This window comes from Steroidobacter denitrificans (genome assembly GCF_001579945.1).
GTDB lineage: Bacteria > Pseudomonadota > Gammaproteobacteria > Steroidobacterales > Steroidobacteraceae > Steroidobacter > Steroidobacter denitrificans.
In genome coordinates this window covers 1,493,406-1,507,847 of record NZ_CP011971.1, presented here as the reverse complement: position 1 = coordinate 1,507,847, position 14,442 = coordinate 1,493,406, and the positions used below count along the sequence as shown (strand labels likewise).

At 61.6% G+C, this 14,442-nt stretch carries 14 protein-coding genes and 1 other RNA gene; 5 read left to right on the top strand and 10 right to left on the bottom strand.

Annotated features, from left to right (window positions below):
- Positions 1-113: 113 nt before the first annotated feature.
- The gene (locus ACG33_RS06790; RefSeq protein WP_066919812.1) at positions 114-1,055 is read left to right on the top strand and encodes an NAD(+)/NADH kinase; all 942 of its coding nucleotides are present in this window, start codon (positions 114-116) and stop codon (positions 1,053-1,055) included.
- A 45-nt stretch (positions 1,056-1,100) separates the two neighbouring features.
- Positions 1,101-2,813, top strand: a complete 1,713-nt coding sequence (gene recN, locus ACG33_RS06785) for a DNA repair protein RecN (protein WP_066919810.1) — start codon at positions 1,101-1,103, stop codon at positions 2,811-2,813.
- 102 nt (positions 2,814-2,915) lie between these two features.
- Here recN and fur read toward each other — a convergent pair whose 3' ends face one another.
- Positions 2,916-3,353: a ferric iron uptake transcriptional regulator gene (gene fur / locus ACG33_RS06780; RefSeq protein WP_066922945.1), complete on the bottom strand. Its 438-nt coding sequence runs from the start codon at positions 3,351-3,353 to the stop codon at positions 2,916-2,918.
- Positions 3,354-3,464: 111 nt separating this feature from the next.
- On the opposite strand from fur, the gene ACG33_RS06775 reads away from it, so the two are divergent.
- Entirely contained in the window at positions 3,465-3,956 is a 492-nt protein-coding gene (locus ACG33_RS06775) for an outer membrane protein assembly factor BamE (RefSeq protein ID WP_066919808.1), read from the top strand.
- Between the two features lie 46 nt (positions 3,957-4,002).
- Here the strand turns inward: ACG33_RS06775 and ACG33_RS06770 are convergent, their stop codons facing one another.
- Both ACG33_RS06770 and ACG33_RS06765 read right to left on the bottom strand, forming a co-directional pair.
- Entirely contained in the window at positions 4,003-4,347 is a 345-nt protein-coding gene (locus tag ACG33_RS06770) for an RnfH family protein (protein WP_066919806.1), read from the bottom strand.
- 3 nt (positions 4,348-4,350) lie between these two features.
- Complete coding sequence (locus tag ACG33_RS06765; protein WP_066919804.1) at positions 4,351-4,788, bottom strand: type II toxin-antitoxin system RatA family toxin; 438 nt, start codon at positions 4,786-4,788, stop codon at positions 4,351-4,353.
- Between the two features lie 58 nt (positions 4,789-4,846).
- On the opposite strand from ACG33_RS06765, the gene smpB reads away from it, so the two are divergent.
- Positions 4,847-5,326 (top strand): SsrA-binding protein SmpB, encoded by a 480-nt coding sequence (gene smpB, locus ACG33_RS06760; RefSeq protein WP_066919802.1) that lies wholly within the window; start codon positions 4,847-4,849, stop codon positions 5,324-5,326.
- 89 nt (positions 5,327-5,415) lie between these two features.
- Positions 5,416-5,769: a transfer-messenger RNA gene (ssrA, locus tag ACG33_RS06755) on the top strand.
- Positions 5,770-6,328: 559 nt separating this feature from the next.
- Here the strand turns inward: ssrA and ACG33_RS06750 are convergent.
- From ACG33_RS06750 to ACG33_RS06720, 7 genes are all read right to left on the bottom strand, one after another.
- Positions 6,329-6,898 (bottom strand): DUF488 domain-containing protein, encoded by a 570-nt coding sequence (locus ACG33_RS06750; protein WP_407696493.1) that lies wholly within the window; start codon positions 6,896-6,898, stop codon positions 6,329-6,331.
- Between the two features lie 193 nt (positions 6,899-7,091).
- Positions 7,092-7,817 carry an aquaporin Z gene (gene aqpZ / locus ACG33_RS06745; RefSeq protein WP_066919796.1) on the bottom strand — a complete coding sequence of 242 codons (726 nt, stop codon included), beginning with the start codon at positions 7,815-7,817 and terminating at the stop codon, positions 7,092-7,094.
- A gap of 256 nt (positions 7,818-8,073) precedes the next feature.
- Positions 8,074-8,835, bottom strand: coding sequence for an SDR family oxidoreductase (locus ACG33_RS06740; RefSeq protein ID WP_066919794.1), 762 nt, complete (start codon positions 8,833-8,835; stop codon positions 8,074-8,076).
- Between the two features lie 24 nt (positions 8,836-8,859).
- Positions 8,860-10,581: a Na+/H+ antiporter gene (locus tag ACG33_RS06735; protein WP_066919792.1), complete on the bottom strand. Its 1,722-nt coding sequence runs from the start codon at positions 10,579-10,581 to the stop codon at positions 8,860-8,862.
- Positions 10,582-10,691: 110 nt separating this feature from the next.
- Positions 10,692-12,179, bottom strand: coding sequence for a tetratricopeptide repeat protein (locus ACG33_RS06730; protein WP_066919790.1), 1,488 nt, complete (start codon positions 12,177-12,179; stop codon positions 10,692-10,694).
- Positions 12,176-12,889, bottom strand: coding sequence for a D-alanyl-D-alanine carboxypeptidase family protein (locus ACG33_RS06725; RefSeq protein WP_168160035.1), 714 nt, complete (start codon positions 12,887-12,889; stop codon positions 12,176-12,178). The genes ACG33_RS06730 and ACG33_RS06725 overlap by 4 nt, the downstream gene beginning before the upstream one ends.
- Positions 12,890-13,050: 161 nt before the next feature.
- Positions 13,051-14,124, bottom strand: coding sequence for a DUF3617 domain-containing protein (locus ACG33_RS06720; RefSeq protein ID WP_168160034.1), 1,074 nt, complete (start codon positions 14,122-14,124; stop codon positions 13,051-13,053).
- Positions 14,125-14,442 lie beyond the last annotated feature (318 nt).

Genomic DNA, 14,442 nt, shown 5'->3' with positions numbered 1-14,442 from the left:
GCTACGAACATAATACGAATACGGTATTTTTCGGCAAGCTAACATGCCCCCTAAACCTGTCAAGCCGAGCCTTGAACATGCGCAGTCATCCTGACCGTGCTAAATAATGCCTCATGCCCAGCGCCACCGACATTTTCCAGACACTGGCCCTCATCGGCAACGATCGCGATACCCGCGTGGTGGAGTCCATGCAGATCCTGGCTACGCACCTGCACAGCCGAGGATGCCGTGTCATGGTGGACGCCGGCTGCTGCGTCGATTTCGGCGAACTCGCCGTCGAGCGCCATCCGGAAAACCAGTTGGCCTATTTGGCGGATCTGCTGGTGGCTATCGGCGGCGACGGCACGATGCTGCATGCCGCACGTCTCGCCTCGCCCCGTACGACGCCGGTGGTGGGCGTCAATCGTGGACGGCTGGGCTTTCTTGCCGACATCGGTATCGCGGAAATGCGCGAGCGGCTCGACGAAGTCCTGGCGGGGCGGCATGTACGGGATCGCCGCGCCATGCTTCAGGCGACGCTGCTGCCCCCGGGAGCCATCGCGCCCCTTCCTGCGGATCCGAATCTGCCCAGCCGCAGCGGCCATGCACTGAATGATGTCGTGCTGCAGAAATGGCAGACCGGCCGGATGCTCGACTTCGAAACCTGGATCGATGGGCGTTATGTCAATACACATGGCGGCGACGGCATCGTCGTCGCCACGGCAACCGGCTCGACAGCCTACGCCCTGTCCTGCGGCGGACCGATCCTGTATCCGGAACTCGATGCCATGGTGCTCGCACCGATTTGTCCACACACGCTGTCCGACCGGCCCATCGTCGTGCGCGGCACATCAACGGTGGAGCTGCGGCTGCTACCGCGGGCCGACACCCAGGCTCAGGTGCTCTGCGACGGCTGCTCGCTGGGGGAGCTGGCCCCCGGCGGCCGGCTGGTAATCCAGCCGGCACCCGAGCATGTCATACTGCTGCATCCCGCCGATCATGATTATTACCGTATCCTGCGCTCGAAACTGCGCTGGGGCCGCGGCGATCGCGCCGCCGAACAATTCTCCGATTGACGTCCGCCCTCATCAGGGCTCCTTCGCCAGACATCGGCCGCCACCATGCTCGTTCATATCCAGATCCGCGATTTCGCGATCATCGACGCCGTCGAACTCGGATTGGGTCCGGGCCTGACGGTACTCACCGGCGAAACGGGGGCCGGCAAATCCATTCTCGTGGATGCCCTGCTGCTGGCCTCCGGCATGCGCGCCGGCACCGAAGTGATACGTCACGGAGCCTCGCGCGCCGAAGTGTCCGCTACATTCACCATCCACGGCAATGAAGCCGCCAGCGCCTGGCTGGCTGAACAAGCGATCGATCACGATGGCGAATGTGTATTGCGGCGCGTAGTGTCTGCCGACGGGCGCTCGCGCGCCTATATCAATGGACAGACCATGCCGTTGCAGACGCTGCGCCAGCTCGCCGAGGTGCTGCTCGACGTCCATGGACAGATGGAATTCCAATCGTTGGTACGCCGGGCGGCCCAGCGTGAGCTGCTGGATCAAAGCGCCGATCATCGGCAACTGCAGAATCTGGTCGCACAATGCTGGCGCGCGCGCAGCGCTCTACTGGAGGAGCGGGAACGATGCGCCGCAACGGCGCAGGGCCGCGAAACGCGCCTGGAGCTGCTGCGTCATCACCTCCATGAACTGGAGGTGATGGAGCCCAAACCCGGGGAGATCGAAGCACTGTCGGAGGAGCGCCGACGATTGTCGCAGCATGGCCGTCTGGCCTCCGGCGCCCGCGAAATCATGCTGCTCCTGCGCGAGGCAGAAGATTTCAATGCCGAGCAGGCGCTGGCCCGAGCTCTACATCTGGCACGCGGGCTTGCGCAGCTCGATGGGCGCTGCGAGCCCATGCCGGGATTGATGGAAGAAAGTCTGATTTGTTTGCGCGAGGGTATCGATACCGTCGCGCACTATGAATCCAATCTCGACGCCGATCCACAGCGTCTGGAATGGCTCGAGCAACGCCTGGCGGCATTGGAATCCATTGCCCGCAAACACCGTGTCGAGCCTGGCGAATTACCGCTGCTGCGCCTTCGCCTGGAAGAGGAGCACCGGCAATTGGAGGCGCTGGAAATCTCGCTGGAACGGCTCGATCAGCGCCTCGAAACCGCCCAGCGAGCATTCCAGGAGGCCTGTGAGCGGCTCAGCGCCGCACGGGTCGCCGCCGCACGACGCCTGTCGCGGCAGATTACCGTTCTGATGCAGACCCTGGGTATGCCCGGCGGCGAGCTGCGTATCGATGTACGCCCCCTGCCCACCGAAGCACAGGGTCTTCACGGCGCCGACGATATCGAATTCCTGGTCAGCGCAAATCCCGGGCAACCGCCGAAATCGCTCGCCAAGGTTGCCTCCGGCGGCGAACTTTCACGCATCAGCCTGGCGATCCAGGTCGCTGCCGTCCAGAACGATGCCCTGCCCTGCCTGGTTTTCGATGAGGTAGATGCGGGTATCGGCGGCGGCGTCGCCGAGATCGTGGGTCGGCAGTTGCGCGCCCTCGGCGAGCGAGCCCAAGTGTTGTGCGTCACTCACCTGCCGCAGGTGGCCAGCCAGGGACACGCCCATGTCAGAGTCACCAAACTGATCGACGGCAAGAGCACTCGCACGGCGCTGCGACTTCTGGATGCCGAGGAGCGTGTCGAGGAAATCGCCCGCATGCTTGGCGGCATCGACATCACCGAGAAGGCTCGCGCGCATGCGGCAGAGATGCTGCGCCCCGGCAGTCCCAAAAAGGCAAAAACCGGCAATGCCAAGAAGACAAGACTCTAATAAATCCGGCTTGAGGATCAGATGCGTACCGGCGGTTTGAGGATCAGATCCGCCGACCGGTCAAGTCGGGTCGGTCAAGTCAGGTCGATTTGAGGATCAGGTTCACCGCTCGGACTTGGCCGGTCGGTTGGGACAGTTCTCCCGCTTGCAATGCCCATACAGGATCAGGGAATGATCCTTGATCTCGAATTGCAGGCGTTCCGCAATCGCCTGCTGGCGATCTTCGATTCCAGCGTCCATGAACTCTTCGACTTTGCCACAGTCGAGACACACGATATGGTCGTGATGCTCCCCCAGATTCAGCTCGAAAACGGCAGTCGCACCTTCGAAATGATGCCGGGTCACCAGTTCGACCGATTCGAACTGAGTGAGCACCCGATACACGGTGGCCAGGCCAATATCCTCGTTAGATTCCAGCAGGCGCTTGTAGATGTCCTCCGCGCTCATGTGCCGCGGCGTCGCGCTGCCTAGAATCTCGAGAATCTTGACGCGCGGCAGTGTGACCTTGAGTCCGGCCTTGCGCAGATCGCTGCTTTCCACGTGCTTCACCCGTCCTGTCGACACCGCTGCGGCTCCAACGGCTTTTGAGTATCATCCCCGCCCATCGCTCTGCAACCTGCCGGGGCCGCTCCACACCAGTCGGACCGTATCATGACACATACGACATTACAGCCCGCTAGCGGGCATCCGCACTACCAGCATCGTGGCGGGCGTTTCTTTTACGCATCGGTCTTTCCATCGGCCGGCGCACTGGCTGCGCTGGTCATTCTGCTGATACTGGCTCTATCAGGCTGCGTGTATCGCATCGACATCCAGCAGGGCAATTTCCTCGACCAAGAAGACATCGACAGAGTTGCCGTGGGCATGACCCGCGTCCAGGTACGTGCGCTCCTGGGCACGCCCATGGTAGCCGATCCCTTCCACGAGGAGCGCTGGGACTACGTGTACTACTTGAAACAGGGACGCCTCAAGAAGCCCGAGTACAGACATTTCATCGTACGCTTCGATGCCGCCGACAAGGTAGCGAGCATCGAGTATCCCGCCAAGGGCAGCCGCACCAGCAATACCCAGAATGAAGCAGCAGACCCGAGCGATCGCAACGCCCGGAGCGACAGCCCGGCGGAGCTCGCCCGGAGCACCTGACGGGGTGCCGACCCAGGCATCACCATCGGCCGCACGCCGCCGCATGTTACTGCGACCGGCAGGTAGTAACCGTTTGACGTCGGGTGGCGGCCTGGTTCCTGGCGGCAACTTGACGGCGATTCTCCTTGGGATCGATCAATAGCGGACGCAGGATCTCCACACGGTCCTGAGCGGCCAGAACATGGCTGGGAGGCACGAGGCGACCGTAGACGGCACAGGCCTCCGGTGCGGCACCGATTTCCGGAAATCGATCCAGCAATCCAGAAAGTGTCACGGCCTCGGACGCCGTTGCCCCCTCCGGCACATCCAGCGCCACGATCGCCTGGTAGCCGGGCAGCGCATAGACCACTTGCACTGGGATCCTCTGGTCTGGTACAGGCTCGGTGCCCATGTCTCAATTCCTCCCATACACGGCGCGCGCGCGTGCCACGAATGCATCGACCAGCTCCCCGCAATTCTTTTCGAAGGAACGTGACAGCAGCAGGGATAGCATGGCATTGGAAAACTCGAATCGTATCCATAAGCTGACCCGGGTACCGCGATCACCGATCGCGTCGAACCGCCAGCGTCCTTCCAAGGTCCGAAACGGTCCTTCCACCAGTGCAAGCGAGATTTCATGCGGCGGCGTGAGCGTATTGCGCGTCGTGAAACGCTCACGCAGGCCGGCACGGCGCATCTCCAAACACCCCACCACGAAGTCCTGAGTACGCTCGAGTTCGCGCGCGCCGTCCAGCCAGGGGACGAACTGGGGATAGCGCTCGATGTCAGCGACTAATGCATACATCTGCGCCGGCGTATAGGGCACCAGCGCACTTTTTGTTACTTCCCGCATTCGTATGCCGCGTAATCCATCCTTACCACCGATCCCTCTTGTACAATCCGCGCCCTCTATGAGCAAGAAAAAGTCCCGCGCAGATACACCTACAATCGCCGAAAACCGCAAGGCGCGCTACGACTATTTCATCGAGGACACATACGAGGCCGGGCTCGCCCTGCAGGGCTGGGAAGTCAAGAGCCTGCGGGCGGGGCGGGCGCAGCTGAAGGAAGCCTATGTGTTCATCAGGGACGCCGAAGCCTACCTGTTCGGGGCGCATATCTCGGCGCTGCCCACCGCCTCCACCCACATCGTCCCCGACCCGGTCCGCACCCGCAAGCTGCTGCTGAATCGCGCCGAGTTGGATCAGCTGGTCGGTGCCGTGGAACGGCGCGGCTATACCCTGGTGCCTCTGGAATTGTATTGGAAGAACGGCAAGGCGAAACTGCGTATCGGTCTGGCCAAGGGCAAGAAGGAACACGACAAGCGCGATACCGAAAAGGACCGCGACTGGAAGCGGGAAAAGTCGCGGCTGATGAAACATTCGGCGCGCTGACAACCGGCGGATATGCGGCCGTCCCGGCAGATGGGATTGGCATCGCCACTTGCTATTTACACTTTCGCCCCTACACTGGGAGCTACACCGGGGGCGACCGGCTTCGACGTGGGTGGCGAAACTCCAGGTGCATGCCGAGTTGTAGGTTACTCGTTAAACTGCTTACAAACTTATAGTTGCCAACGACGACAACTACGCTCTGGCGGCTTAATCCCGCCTAACCTCCGCCTGGCATGTGCTTGTGCATCCAGATTCGGGGGACGCGCTCACAAGCTCGCGATTCCGGTGTGCTCCAGGCCGGTTCGCTAAAACGTGCTGAAGCTGGCTTGGCGCCTTCCCTGCCTGTCGGGTAGCGCACGGCGAGATACAATGACACGGCTAAGCATGTAGATCCTGTAGCGTAGTGCTTGCGGACGCGGGTTCGATTCCCGCCGCCTCCACCAATAACGAAACCCCAACCGTTCTCGGTTGGGGTTTTTTCTTGCCTGATCGCGCCGGTTCCCGCGTGTTGTCAGGGGTTCCTGCATCCACGCCGGGATGTCCTGCTGGCCGTGCAGCACACGCCAGACGTCGATTTATTCGACGCATCCAGTGCGGCGGGAAAGGAGCCATTCACCGCACGCCAGTCTGCGCCACTCCTGAATGGGCGCAAATGGCTGTGCTTTTAGCCGGCGCGGGACGGACGCGGGTCGATTCCCGATTACGCATTGAGCTGGCCCCGAAGAGCAGACGAGGTTGTTTGCGCTTGCCGAATGTACTGAAGGACATATAGACGATCTGTTCATTCCTATCGTAGGCGGCGAATCGAAAAAATTACGCTTACTTATGTCGTCGTTAAAATCCGGGATCTGCGCTGCGAAATATGTGAAAAATTGATCTGTTTCCTACAGGCCCATGATCCAGAGAGCTTGCCGCGGCTGCGGCTGACAGCACCTGCCGAAGCTGTCGCCGAACAGCCCTCCACGACTCTTGTTGTGTAAAAGATTCTTGATCAGCGATGCCTCAGAGCAAGGCCGCCTGGTCGGGCGGATAGGTGATCGACGTTCCCTCGATTCGCGCGAACGGTGTCAACTTGTGCAGCCGATAATTGTTCTCCGCCAGGATCTCGATCACAGGTAGGCCGCGCACGTTCAGCGCGTCGGCAACCAGTGAACGGTGGCAGCGCCATGGCACTGCTTCAGCGCACATGATTGCAATGCGCTTACGAGCCCCCAATCGAATGAGCGACTCGAGAGCATCGTGAAACGCTTCGCTCTGCATGTAATCGGCATAGCCGCGGAAACTTTTGTTGCGCCAGCCGGCGTTCGGCGAGTCCTTGCGCGTATGCCGCAAGCCCCCGAGCGCCGGCATCGGCATATATTCCACATGCTCCACAGCCAGGCTGGCAGCCAAGCGATCGGCGTTGAATTGCGGATTGTGGCGCGAACGAGGCACTGTACGAATATCCACCAGCCACTCAATGCCATACACCTTCAGCAAGGCGACGAATCGCTCGATCGGCAGGGTCGAGTGTCCGACGGTGAAAATCGCACCATCGGGCCAGCACGCTGCCTTGGATGTAGCCCGGGTCACTCCCACGAGAAAAACTCCCAAGTCATGAGGGTGATGCTCTCCCGGCCTGATGGCAATAGAGATTGATCGCAGAGTCCACCAGCACACTCCGTGGTTCTCCACGACAAGCGGCGATCGACACCTTCCGCTGCCGCCGGTTCATCAACGCCAGCATGACCAGCGCTGCGGCACTGGTCATGCTGTGCCATCGATGCTACGAGGTCATACGACCGGTGATCGGCGGCTCTTCACGATCGCCTTCAAGCAGCGACTTGTAGACCACGCCCGCCAACATGGCCCCGATGAACGGCGCGAGCCAGAACAGCCACAACTGGCTGATTGCCCAATCGCCGACGAACAACGCGGGACCGGTGCTGCGTGCCGGATTCACCGAGGTATTGGTCACTGGAATGCTGATCAGATGAATGAGTGTCAAGGCAAATCCGATCGCCAGACCGGCGAAGCCAACCGGCGCCCGGCGATGCGTAGCACCTAGAATGACGACCAGGAACATGAACGTCATGATGACTTCGCTGACCAACGCAGCTGTGAGCGAATAGCCGCCCGGCGAGTGTTCGCCGTATCCGTTCGATGCGAATCCAGCCGTGAGAGTGAAGTCCGCCTTTCCGCTTGCGATCAGATACAGCGCAGCTGCGCCGACGACGCCTCCTGCGACCTGTGCAAGGATATAGAGAATCAGCTGGGAGCCGGGGAAGCGCCCTCCCGCCCACAGACCCACCGATACGGCGGGATTGAAATGTCCGCCGGAAATGGGCCCCAACGCATAGACTCCGGTCAAGACCGTCAGTCCGAATGCCAGGGAAACGCCCAGCAATCCGATGCCGACTTCCGGGAAAGCGGCTGCGAGCACGGCGCTGCCGCACCCTCCAAGCACGAGCCAGAACGTACCGATGAACTCGGCGGCGAGTTTCGCAAACATCGTGGACCTCCTATTCGTATTGTTCGAGTGGATCCTGAAAACTCTGCGGTGAGGATTCAACAGGCGCTCTAGCAACGCTGCAGTGGAATCCCGCAAACGAGCCTAATGCAAAGTTGCCGCCAGGTGCAACCGGCCATTGCCATCCATGTCGGGCATCGGCGCAAGACTGCCAGCTCGCTGCCTGCCCCTCCTGCGTACCACCGAATTTCTCGTGTTCTGTCAAGACCGGCAAGTTACAAAAACTGCGACTATTCCCTCAGAGGCGCAGACCGCCATCGATGTCCAGACAGCGGCCGGTGAAAAAATCATTCTCGAAAATAAACCGTACAGCATGGGCAATTTCTTCCGGCTGTCCGAGGCGCCGCAACGGTACGGGTGCCGTGAGCTTCTCCAGCACTTCAGGACGCATAGATGCAAGGATCTCCGTGCGCGTGAAACCGGGTGCAATCGAGCCGACGCGAATTCCATAGCGCGCCAGCTCCTTCGCCCACACTACACCCATCGATTCGATACCGGCCTTGGCCGCACTATAGTTCGTCTGGCCCGCATTGCCGGTACGCGAGATGCTGGAAATATTGACGATTACACCTCCATTGCCTCCCTCGATCATATGTACCGCCGCTTCACGCGCACACAGGAATGCGCCACCTAGGTTCACGCTGATAACGGCATTCCATTGATCAAGCGACATGCGACTCGTCACCACGCCATCCTTTACTTTTACCAGCAGGCTGTCTTTGACGATGCCCGCATTATTCACCAGGCCATCCAGCCGGCCGAAATCAGCGACGACTTTCGCCATCGCACCGCTCACCTCATCCTCCATTGCAACGTTCACGCAATAATCGCGCACCCGCACGGACTCACGCTCGCATTGTGCGTGCGTTGCCTCGACATCAGCCGTATTCAGATCGAACAGCGCGATATTTGCGCCATGCCGGGCGAGTTCTAGCGAAATAGCCCGGCCGATGCCGCGGCCGGCGCCGGTCACGACGACCGTCTTGTTGGAAAGATCCATAGCATCAACTGCCTTTATCCTCACTCAGTGACCGGGCTCATCCACCGGCAGACCGAGCGCGCGGCGCGCGACTACCAGGCGCTTGCGCAGCGATACCTCGGACAGGTCGAGCTCAGCGACCAGCGCCCGCAGCGTGTCATCGTTGATACGGTGGGCCTGACGTTCAGCATACAGCGTCTCACGCTCGATACGCAGTGAATCCAGGCGCAACTCCATCTCGAGCAGGTAGCGCTGGCGGCGCTGGTATGCCACCGCAGCCGATTCAGCCTGTGCCTCCGGCGTCTGCGCCACTTTCGGAGCATCGAGCATGTCGATGCGTTTGCGATAATCCTGCGTCAATAGCCCTGCCGCCTCCTGATGCTGCACGCGCCAGGCAGGATCGCCAGCTGGGGCATCCGGCGGGGGTCGGGCCAGAAATTCGATCACCGCCCGGCAGGCTGCAAGTCTGGCCTCACGATCCTCGCGTGCCGATAGCGGCTCGCCGGCCGGCGGCAGGCGGCGCAGTGCCAGCGGCAGACCGATGCTACCGATGACCAGCGTGCACAGAATCGTGCCGGTGGCCAGATAGATCAGTTGGTCGCGCGCCGGGAAAAGTGTGCCATCGGACATCAGCAACGGCACCGACAGCGCGCCAGCCAGCGTGACGGCGCCGCGGATGCCAGCCAGCGTCGCGGCCAGAGTCAGCAATGGCGAGGGCCGCTCAGGCATGTGTCCGCGTTCGTGCACCCGCCACAGGCTGCTGCGCACGCCAAGCGAAAGCCAGATCCAACGCAATCCCAGCAGACCGCCGCTGATCGCCAGCGCCTGGCCGATCGGCAGCCACCATTGTCCACCGGCCGCCTCCAGCGTGCGTCCGAGGATCGAGGGCAGCTGCAGACCCAGCAGCAGAAACGCCGCGCCATTGAAAGCTGTTTCCATCACCGTCCATACGCCTTCGGACTGGATGCGTTCGGTGATGAAGCTGCTGCGGCGCAGATCGGCGTAACTGGTCGTGAAACCAGCAGCCACTGCGGCCAGGATACCTGAAACGCCGATATACTCGGACAGCAGGTAGGCCGCAAACGGCAATAGCACCATCAATAGCACCATCTGCGTGGCAGCGACGTCGCCGACACGGCGCGTGACCGTCTCGCGCGCCACGGCGAAACCTTTGCCCAGCAACACGCCCACCCCCAGACCGCCGAGCGCCAGCCACAAGAATTCCTGTGCCGCTGCGGTCCAGGAGAAGGTGCCGGTCAGGGTCACGGCCACCGCGAACTTCAATGCCACCAGGCCGGAGGCGTCGTTCAGCAGTGATTCGCCCTGCAGCATGTGCATGGTGCGCGCCGGCATGCCCAAATTGCGCGTGATCGCCGATACCGCCACCGCGTCGGTGGGCGACACCACGGCAGCCAGCGCGAAGGCCACGCCCAACGGGATCCCAGGAATGATCCAGTGGATCAGCGTACCCAGACCGAGCACCGTGAACAGTACCAGCCCCAGCGCCAGGCGCAGGATCGGCGCCTGCAGGGCGAAAAAATCGCGTTTGGGGATGCGCCAGCCGTCGGCAAACAGCAACGGCGGGATGAACAGCGCCAGAAACAACTCTGGATCGAAGGCGATGTGCAGGCCGTCCTGCGGCCAAGACAGCAGCGCACCGAGCCCGATCTGAATCAACGGCAGCGGAATGGCGCGCAGGTAGCGCGCCGCGATCCCGGTCACGGCTCCGAGCAGGAGCACCAGCAGGACGATCTCTACCGTATGCATGACCGGTGAGTCTGACAGATGTTACAGGTATGCAAAACGCCCTCAGGCGTCACATCTTTGCGCGCTTTATCGTAAACATCTTCATAAGCCTCTTGAGCGGAAGTTGACGGTTATCCGCGCTGATGCCTAGCGTCGGATCCTGACTCTGGCGGCGGCCCGACACCCGAAGGCGGGCACGGCACGGCCTGACGGCCTCGCAACAGGCCCTTGCGCAGCAGATCAAGGTTGACCTGTGCCAGGGTGTTTCCCGGATCCAGCGCAATGACACGTTCGAACATCGTCGCGGCTTCGCCGTCGCGGCACGCCAATGCGTAAGCATAACCGAGGTTGTTCAGCACACGCGGCTTGTGCGGGGATTTAGCGGCCACGTCCTCCCAGAAGCTCGTTTCCGTGGCGTATGCGCGATTATGAGTGTATGTGGCAGCAGCAAGCACTGCAGCGACGATGGCAAGCACAAGCATTGCCGCCACGGTGGAGGATATGGAGCAACATGCAGATACTCGTGTACGCCACCGGTCGATGATGTACCAGCTCGAGAATATTACAAACCACACCGGCCCCGCCATTGCAAGATAAAGCTGGCGATCATTCACCGGATCCTCGCGTGGCAACAGCGAGTGTGTAGGCAACAACCAAGCAAAGAACCACAGCGTGGCAAACGCAAACGCTGGATATCGCCTGCGAAACGCGACGGCGCCGCCCACGAGCAGCAGCAGCAGGGCAAGCCGCAATGCGATGCTCGGTGTCAATCCGGAAGGCATGGGTAGATCCGGATCGGGGTTCATGCTGCCGAGCGCCAGCAGTTGCCCGGCGAGATAAGGAATGGCTTCTGCCTGTAGCAACAGGTTCTGCCACAGCGAGCGGCGTGACAGAGCATCCAGCACGAGCTGCCGAAAGGCCGGCAGAGCAAACAGCACGGCAGTGCCGGCAAGGCACAGTGCGAGCATGGGTGTCGACGCCCGCCACGCCACACGCGCGGCCGGAGGGTTGGGCTGCGCGAGCCACCAGCACAGCAGTATCACCGGCAGAACCAGCGAGGACTCCTTCACCGCCAGTGCAAATACGAAAAACAATGCCGCCCACCAGCGCATGCCCTGCCCAGAGGACGGGTTTTCCACGGCTCGTAGCCATGCCGACAACGCGGCCAGGCAGGCAAGCGCCGAGAGGCTGCTGGAGCGCCCTGAAATATAGGTGACAGCTTCGGTCTGTACCGGATGGAAGGCAAACAACAACGCCGTCGCCGCAGCCACACCCAGAGCGGCAGCCGGAGCGAGACCGTGCCGTAGTGAAGCCCGTTCGAACAGGCGCAACACCAGGCAGGCGTTCGCGCCATGTACGAGGATGTTCACCAGGCGAAACCCCCGCGGGCCGTGACCAAACTCATGCCCCAGCGCATAGCTGAGCTTGAGCAGGGGGCGCATGCCGGGCATCGAGACAAGCCACGCAGTGAACGACTGTACGCGCGTGTCGCGGACGATGACGAGATAATCATCAAACTGAAAATCTGCAGCCAGGCTGGGCAGGTAGAGAGAGAGGGTTGCGGCTGCCAGCGCAAGCGAAAGCCAATATCGCGCGGCGTTCAGCCCCGCAAGGTTCATTCCCCCCTGCCCTCGCGATCGGCAACTCTTGCAAAGGCTGCATCGATCATGCCCTGGGCTGTGAACCAGCGCTCGGGCGCATTCAGCATCACCAGCCACACCGCATGTCCGTCGCGGTGCGCCAGCGCGATGAGGCATTTGCCGGCCTTGCCGGTGTAGCCGCTCTTGATGCCTTCTACACCGCGAGTGCGGCCCAGCAGATGGTTGCCCGTATGCATGAACAGGCGTCGCCCGTCGAGGGTCGTGACAACGGCATCCGTGAGCGCTACCGCGCGCGCCACTTCAGACAATTGCATGGCCTCTGCGGCGACCTGCAGCAAGTCACGAGCCGAACTGCCCTGCCCGGGTGCATCCAGGCCGCAGGGATGCACGAAGTGCGACTCCTGCAATCCCATCGCGGCTGCTCTGGCATTCATCAGGGCGGCAAAGGCCGCCAGCGACCCAGCCATATGCTCTGCCAGCGCCACGCAGGCATCGTTGGCCGAACGCACCAGTAAGGCCGTAAAGGCATCACCGGCGCGCAATCGCTCGCCCGCACGTAAACCCAGGCGCGAACCCTCGATGCCAGCGGCGGTGCGGCTGGTGATGATCGTGGCATCCGGATCCCAGTCGTGCGCGAGCAGCACCAGCGCGGTCATCAGCTTGGCGAGAGAGGCCGGCGGGCGGATAGCATCCGCGTTGCGTGCCCACAGCAGTTCGCCATCAGCCACGACGAGGTAGGCGGAGGCGACGCGAGGCCATGGGTCGAGTGGCTCGGCCGCTGCTACCCTGCTACCGAGCACCAGTAAGCCAGCCGCCACCATAAACAGGATGAAATTTCCGGCGGCACGAGGCCTGGTGTCGGCGTGCTGCACGATGGCCGTGCAACAGGTCAGCGCCTGAGGATACCGCGCAGCTTGTTCAAGGATTCCTTGACGCTTTCCTTGGCTTTTTCGCTGACGGATTGCGAACCTTCGCCGTCCTGGGGATCAACAGAGCCGGCGGGCTGACCGGCCGGACCGACACCGCCGGCCGTATCGATGCCCGGCGGTGGTGCATTGCTACCCAGTGCATAGGCGCTGCAGAAATCGCGGAACTCCGGAGCGACTGAATCGGCGCCGGTGAACGCGCGTCCGGCGCACTCACGGCTTGCGAGCACATCGGCCAGCTCGGAGCAGTTGCGCGCAAGAAAACCCCATTGACCGGCACCCTGCGCTCCGCTGCAAAGCTGACTTCTGTGAGCGACGGCATCGAAGCCGCAAGCGGCGGCGGCGCTGGTGGCGAGACGCTGCTCCGACCCGAGTCTGGCGTATTCCTGATCCGTGTAAAGCAGCTGGCCAAAGCCGTCGTAGCTGCGCGCCGCGGTGCAGAAAGCCTGCTTGTCCGCGGCATTGGTGCATTGCGGATTCGTACCGCTGAACGCGCCGGCGCCAAAGACAACGCTCTGTCTGGCATTCTTGCAGATTTCGGCCTGCGCCTTGGCGATCTGCGCTTCCTGCTGTGCGATTGCCTTGTTCGCGGCGCGAGTGACTTCGGCGGCATCACACGAACCAGGTAATCTTGTGCCCTCGTAGTGCATCGTCATTTCGCCATCCTTGCTCTTTGCGATCATCTTGCCACGATACTGATCTGGCCCGTCGCGAGTGATCTCCATGGTACCTTCCATGGGATTGGGTCCCCCGCACACCATGCGAAAACTCTCGGTGTTGCCTGAGCGCTTATAGTTCGACACTTGGCAGTTGCCATCCACCGGGACCGACGGCTCATCTGCACCCTTGTCGAGCGGGGTGCAGACCTCGCTGGTCATGGCAGGCATGGAGAAGCCCTCCATGGACATCGACATCTTCATGCGCCATTTCTCGCCGGCGATGTAGCCGTCGGGCTGTTGCGCGGCCGCCAGCGTACTCGTCAGCAAGGCAGCCGTGACCATGACGGCAGCCAGGAAGGGGATCTTGACCTTATGCATGATTGCCTCGTTATGACGTAATTTTTCGACGCTGCGATTTCGCTCGGCATATACTGACGTCGCGGATGGAGCGGAGAATACTCGATCCCACCGAATCATTCGTACCGAATCATTCGCAGAGGTATTCCTTCCAAATTCCGGACCTCAACCGAGGCTGGCTATGCAACCTTCCTGAGTATCGCCCCAAACCCATTGGGCGGCCGATAACCGATGCTGGAGTGTAAGCGGATTGGATTATAAAACGTCTCGAGGTAAGCGAACACAGCGGCTCTAGCGCATACCGCAGCCTCCCATACCGAGGCTCTTACCCGGCGAAGT

What these genes read in the sequence shown, in the direction of transcription:
- recN (WP_066919810.1), top strand. Translation starts at nt 1,101, where the DNA reads ATGCTCGTTCATATCCAGATCCGCGATTTCGCGATCATCGACGCCGTC.
- ACG33_RS06790 (WP_066919812.1), top strand. Translation starts at nt 114, where the DNA reads ATGCCCAGCGCCACCGACATTTTCCAGACACTGGCCCTCATCGGCAAC.
- smpB (WP_066919802.1), top strand. Translation starts at nt 4,847, where the DNA reads ATGAGCAAGAAAAAGTCCCGCGCAGATACACCTACAATCGCCGAAAAC.
- ACG33_RS06770 (WP_066919806.1), bottom strand. Translation starts at nt 4,347, where the DNA reads ATGGGCACCGAGCCTGTACCAGACCAGAGGATCCCAGTGCAAGTGGTC.
- ACG33_RS06765 (WP_066919804.1), bottom strand. Translation starts at nt 4,788, where the DNA reads ATGCGGGAAGTAACAAAAAGTGCGCTGGTGCCCTATACGCCGGCGCAG.
- ACG33_RS06775 (WP_066919808.1), top strand. Translation starts at nt 3,465, where the DNA reads ATGACACATACGACATTACAGCCCGCTAGCGGGCATCCGCACTACCAG.
- ACG33_RS06730 (WP_066919790.1), bottom strand. Translation starts at nt 12,179, where the DNA reads ATGAACCTTGCGGGGCTGAACGCCGCGCGATATTGGCTTTCGCTTGCG.
- aqpZ (WP_066919796.1), bottom strand. Translation starts at nt 7,817, where the DNA reads ATGTTTGCGAAACTCGCCGCCGAGTTCATCGGTACGTTCTGGCTCGTG.
- ACG33_RS06720 (WP_168160034.1), bottom strand. Translation starts at nt 14,124, where the DNA reads ATGCATAAGGTCAAGATCCCCTTCCTGGCTGCCGTCATGGTCACGGCT.
- ACG33_RS06740 (WP_066919794.1), bottom strand. Translation starts at nt 8,835, where the DNA reads ATGGATCTTTCCAACAAGACGGTCGTCGTGACCGGCGCCGGCCGCGGC.
- ACG33_RS06735 (WP_066919792.1), bottom strand. Translation starts at nt 10,581, where the DNA reads ATGCATACGGTAGAGATCGTCCTGCTGGTGCTCCTGCTCGGAGCCGTG.